Raw genomic sequence first — 5,079 nt, forward strand, 5'->3', positions numbered from 1 at the left:
CGCCGTCATCGTCCCGCCCATCAGAATGAGTTCGACCTTCTCGACCGGATGGCCGATCTCTCTGAGCTGTGCGAGCCGCAGCGTGACCTGCCCGTACGGATCGTAGTCGTTCTGCTCGCCACGGGCGGCGGCGGGCTCGTGCCCGGTATAGCTCTGGGCGCTGTCGAACTCCGAGGCGGGCCCGCCGGGACAGTAGAGACACTTCCCGTGGGGACACATATGCGGCGAGGTCATGATCGCCACCGGCGAGACCCCCGAGGCGGTTCGGACGGGCTTCCTGCGGAGGACGGCCTCGGCCTCCTCGCGTCGGTCGTCGGGTGCCTTCGCGAGGATGTCGCCGTTCGTCGGCACTTTCGGCGAGGAGAACTCCGAACAGACCTCTAGCTTGGCTGATTCGACGTCCTCCCGCTCGATCTCACCCGAGAGGACGCGCTCGACTAACTCCTCACAGGTACGTTCGAAGGCCTCGGTTTCCGCTGGTTCGGCGTCGGTACTCATTCAGTTGTCGGATCCTCGGGGTTCTGTCGAATAAGGATGTCGGCCCTACACGAGGAGGTCGGTCACGACGTCGATCGTCGACTCGCGAACCCCCTCGCGCTCGCCGATCAAAAAGGAGACTCGACCGCGGCGGACCCCGGCGGTGAGCACACCGCCCTCGGGGACGCGTTCAGCGACCCGCTCGCCGAGTTCCCGGACGTCGAGCGCCTCGGTGCTGCGGAGCTGGAGGTCGGCTTCGTCAAGGCCGACGACGACCAGTCGGTCGTGGTCGGTGCGCAGATCGCGAAACAGCGCGTCGAGCAACAGCGCCGTCGGCGGGAAGTCGAAACGGTGCGTGAAGGCGTCGGTATCGAGCACGGCGACGGTCACGTCGCCCTCGCGGATCTCGACGTGCGGGCGTACCGTGTCGAGTTCGTCGTCGAGCTTCGCGCGGAACTGCTCGCTGACGTGCGAGGCGAGGCTCCTGACCTCCTCGTCGCCGGCAAACAGCAGGTCCGCGATGAGTTCGCGCTTGTCCTCGTAGGACTGGTAGTACGCCTCGAGCGCGACGGCCTCGCGCAGTTCGCGGGCGGTGTCGGCGTCGTAGCCCGCTTTGCGGGCGAGGTCGGCGTACGCTTCGGGGGCCTCCTCCCAGTAGCTCACTGCGGGGAGGTGGGCGATCTCCTCGCGGACATCGCCGACGCCGCAGGCGACGTTCGCGGCCAGCACGGTCGTCGTGACCTGCTCGCCCTCGGGTACGACGCCCTCGGCGAGGTCGCCGGTCTCGAAGCCGCCGTCCGAATCGATGACGAGCCGATCGACGTCGTAGACGTCGAGCAGCTCGATCCCGTCGCGTGATTCCTCGGTGCTACCCGTGTCGACGAGTACCACGAGCGGCAACTTCTCGTCGTGACGCGCGCGGTTGTCGAGCATTCGAGTGACGTCGTTGGTCGCCGCGCTCATGTCGTAGTCCTCGTCTTCGAGGGGCTGGCGGTCGAAGTAGTGGTACTCGGCGTCGTCCCGGTCGTGCTGGTCGCGGACCAGCGGCAGGACGGCACGTTCGATCGCCGCGCCCGCGACGTAGCCGTCTGCGGTCGCCGTGTGCCGGAGGACGATCGGCCGCGATTCGATGACGGCACGCCGAATCGTTCCGGCGGCGTCGGCGATCGCCTCGTCGAGATCCACGAGCGCGCCCGCGACGAGGGGTTCGACCTCGCCGGGATGGGCCTTCGATTCGAGCGCGTCGTCGAGGCGGGTGACGACGGCGTCGGCGTCGGCCTCGGCGAGCGGTTTGAGCGACTCCGTCTCGATCTGGACGCCACCGCGGCGGCGCTCGACCTCGCCGGTGAGTCGGATCAGGTCGCCGACCTCGACCTCGGGGTACGCGCGGACGCCCGCTTCCTTGAACGCCGCACACTCGGCGACGCCGGCCTCGTCGCGCACCTCGAAGATGGTCGGTCCGCCGGTCTGACGGACGTCAATGACCCGTCCTTCGATACGGACGCGCTCGCCGATCGAATCCTCCAGGGCGTCGACCGTCACGCGCTCGGGCGGGCCAGTCTCGATCGGTTCGGTCGTCGTCTGGGGCTCGACGCTTGCCGCCCCGCCGTTCGTCGACGTGTCGGCCTCGCTGTGGTCGGCCTTCGTTTGCGGTTCCGGCTCGGGTTCCTGTTCCGGTTCGGACTCGGGCTCCGGTTCCGACTCGGATTCGGGCTCAGGATCGGGTTCGCTCTCGGCTTCGTCCTCCTCGTCATCGAGGAGGCGGTCGCCGTCGGGGCCGTCGATCGCCTCGGCGCGGAACTCGCGGCGGGATTGGCGGATCGACCACGAGAGGTCGACGTTGCCGTTGTCCTGGACGCCGGTGACCTGTACGAAGACGGTGTCGCCCTGGTCCCAGTCGAGGCTTTCGAGGCGTTGGTCGAGCTCGCTTCGGTGAAGCAGACCCGTCACGGAGTCGCCGATGTCGACGAACACGCCGAAGTCCGCAAAGCCGTCGACGGTCCCCTCGTAGAACCGACCGGGCGTGAGCTGGTCGGCGTGGTTGCCCTCGAACCGGAAGACGACGTCCTCGTCGTGGAGGTTTACCCACTTCATCGTTCGACACCGGATTCGAGAGGCTGTGGTCGTGATACGGTACGTTCGTGGAGTGGGTCCCGCTGACCGGCGTCAGTCAGAGAGCCGCAGATGATACGCTGACCCATTTACAAGGCCAGAGTGGTCCCGCACTAAAACGGTTGTCGAAACGTCGCTCTCGATCATCCGAGAGCTACCCGCCCGCGGCGCCGTGCAGCAGCGTTTCTACGGCCTCGAACCCGCCGAATCCGATACCGAACACCGCGGCCGCCGGCAGGGCGGCCAGCACGAGCGCTCGCGGAAGCGAGACGGCGTGGACCTCGCCGATCCCGAGCCCGAACAACGCCGCACCGTAGCCCGTCGCGAGCGCCTGGACGACCGGGATCGGGACCCCGACGAAGACGCAGGGAGCCGTCGCGTAGCCGATCACCTGGACGGTCTCGCTGACTCCCGCCCGGTCGGGGGCGAACGGTACCAAGAGGAGCGTCTGGAGCGCCGCAGTGAGGTGTAAGACCAGCGGGGCGACGAGCGCGACGATCACCGAGAAGACGAGCGCGATCGAGAGGGCTCGCTGCTCGCCGAAGGTGGGGTAGGGCGTACCGACGACGGTCTCGCCGGCAAGAGCTACCCGCAAGAGCGAGGCGACAGAAACCACACAGACGGCGAAGACCAGCCCGGGCGCCTGATCGCCGGGCGCGATACCGGCGCGGTAGAACCGCCGCGGGCGAACCAGCACTTCGACCCACGCGCGAGCGATGCCGCGGGGACCGCGTTCGCGCCCGCCGGTCGGGTTCTCGACCCACTGTGTCACGCTCGAACTACTCGCCGCGCAGGGTATGACAGTTGCGACATCGCGCCTCGTAGGACTCCTCGGCCCCGACGAGGATGGTTGGGTCGTCGACGTGGGCCGGCTCGCCCCCGACCAGACGCTGGGTTCTGCTCGCTGGTTCGCCACAGACCGAACAGATCGCCTGGAGCTTATCGACGTATTCGGCGAGTGCGAGCAGTTGGGGCAACGGCTCGAAGGGCTCGCCGCGGAACGTCTGATCGGTGCCCGAGACGATTACCCGACGGCCGTCGCTCGCCAGTCCCTCGCAGACGCCGATCAACTCCTGGGGGAAGAAGTTCGCCTCGTCGATCGCGACGACCTGCTCGCCGTTCAGGTACTCGGGAATCCCGGCGACGCCGTCCTCGGGATCGACGACGTGGGCGTCCCACTGGCGACCGTTGTGCGAACCGACCGTGGCCTCGCCGTAGCGGTCGTCCGTGGCGGGTTTGAAGACGGCGACCGCCTGGCCCGCGATCTCCGCGCGGCGAAGCCGCCTGAGGAGTTCCTCGGTCTTGCCGGCGAACATACAGCCGGCGATCACCTCGACCCACCCGCTTCGAGTTATCGCGTGCACGACGCTACGGGGTCGGGCAGCGAGTAAAACGGTTTTCCATTCTCCCGGCTCAGCCGTCGGCCACACCCACGTTCTGCTCGCTCTCGAAGCAGTCGGGGTCCGGTTCGATGGTCACGTACTGCACCGCCCGATCGCCGAGAACGCACACCCGTTCTGCGGTCTACTCCTCGACGAACCCTCCGTCATCGAACGCGCTGTGTGATCGGGGGACCGCCGCCTGATGTGGAACCACCCACACGTCGAGCGCCCGGTACACGGACCGGAGGTGTTCGAACGCGGTGAAAGGTTACCGTCTGAGCCGCACCCGATCGCCCTCGACCTCGACCAGCCCATCGGATTCGAGGTCCGCGAGCAACTCTCGAAGCCATTCTTCGCCGTGCTCCCCGCCGTAGTCGACCCGCACGCGGGGGCCGAGTTCGTCGAGCGGGAGCTCCTCGTACCCCTTCAGCACCCGAATCGCCCGTCCCCGCTTCTGTCGGCGCGATCCCTCGAATTCAGGCTGAGTCGGCACGTCCGGCGCGGTGAAGTCGCCGGTCGCGTAGGCCGAACACCACTCTCGAAAGGGACAGCCCGCCTCGTCACACCGCGGCGTCTTCGTGCAGGCCACCCCGCCGAGTTCCATGATCGCGTTGTTCCAGACGCACGATTCGCCCGCAGGCATGAGCTCGCGCGCTACGTCCTCGAACGCGGAATCGTCGTCGGGCACGTCGAACGCACGGTAGAGCACGCGCTTGACGTTCGTATCGACCACCGCGTCGCCGTTGTCGAACGCGAAACTCGCCACCGCGTTTCCGGTGTAGGGGCCCACCCCCTGGAGTTTCTGAAGTTCGTCGGGCTCCTCGGGAAACTCCCCGTCGAACTCCTCGACCACCTGCCGGGCGGCCTCGTGGAGGTACTTCGCGCGGTTGTTGTACCCGAGCCGGTGGTCGGTCCAGAAACCCACGACCGCCGACCGGTCGGCCGCCGCAAGCGCCTCGGGGTCGGGCCAGCGTTCGAGGAACTCGCTCCAAGCCTCCTCGACGCGGCCCAACTGGGTTTGCTGGCTCATCACCTCGCTGACGAGGATCGCATAGGGGTCGTCGGTCCGGCGCCACGGGAACTCACGGTGATCCGTCTCGTACCACTC

At 67.6% G+C, this 5,079-nt stretch carries 4 protein-coding genes and 2 pseudogenes; all 6 read right to left on the reverse strand.

Annotated elements, in window-relative coordinates; all coding sequences use genetic code 11:
- Nucleotides 1–498: pseudogene (locus EAO80_RS18985) on the reverse strand (tRNA uridine(34) 5-carboxymethylaminomethyl modification radical SAM/GNAT enzyme Elp3); the annotation flags it as partial.
- A 45-nt stretch (nucleotides 499–543) separates the two neighbouring features.
- Complete coding sequence (locus EAO80_RS18990) at nucleotides 544–2,571, reverse strand: DHH family phosphoesterase (protein WP_122091384.1); 2,028 nt, start codon at nucleotides 2,569–2,571, stop codon at nucleotides 544–546.
- A 172-nt stretch (nucleotides 2,572–2,743) separates the two neighbouring features.
- A complete protein-coding gene (locus EAO80_RS18995) occupies nucleotides 2,744–3,361 on the reverse strand; it encodes a YIP1 family protein (RefSeq protein ID WP_122091385.1) in 618 nt (205 codons plus the stop codon).
- Between the two features lie 7 nt (nucleotides 3,362–3,368).
- Entirely contained in the window at nucleotides 3,369–3,953 is a 585-nt protein-coding gene (locus EAO80_RS19000; protein WP_122091386.1) for a thymidine kinase, read from the reverse strand.
- 49 nt (nucleotides 3,954–4,002) lie between these two features.
- Nucleotides 4,003–4,239 (reverse strand): annotated as a pseudogene (locus tag EAO80_RS20950) (FMN reductase); the annotation flags it as partial.
- A partial coding sequence (locus EAO80_RS19010) for an A/G-specific adenine glycosylase (RefSeq protein WP_162994093.1) occupies nucleotides 4,240–5,079 on the reverse strand: 840 nt, incomplete at its 5' end. It abuts the pseudogene before it with no gap.

This window comes from Halalkalicoccus subterraneus, from assembly GCF_003697815.1.
In the GTDB taxonomy this organism is placed as follows: Archaea; Halobacteriota; Halobacteria; order Halobacteriales; family Halalkalicoccaceae; genus Halalkalicoccus; species Halalkalicoccus subterraneus.

Coding starts and splice junctions, on each gene's coding strand:
- EAO80_RS18990 (WP_122091384.1), bottom strand. CDS start 2,571: ATGAAGTGGGTAAACCTCCACGACGAGGACGTCGTCTTCCGGTTCGAG.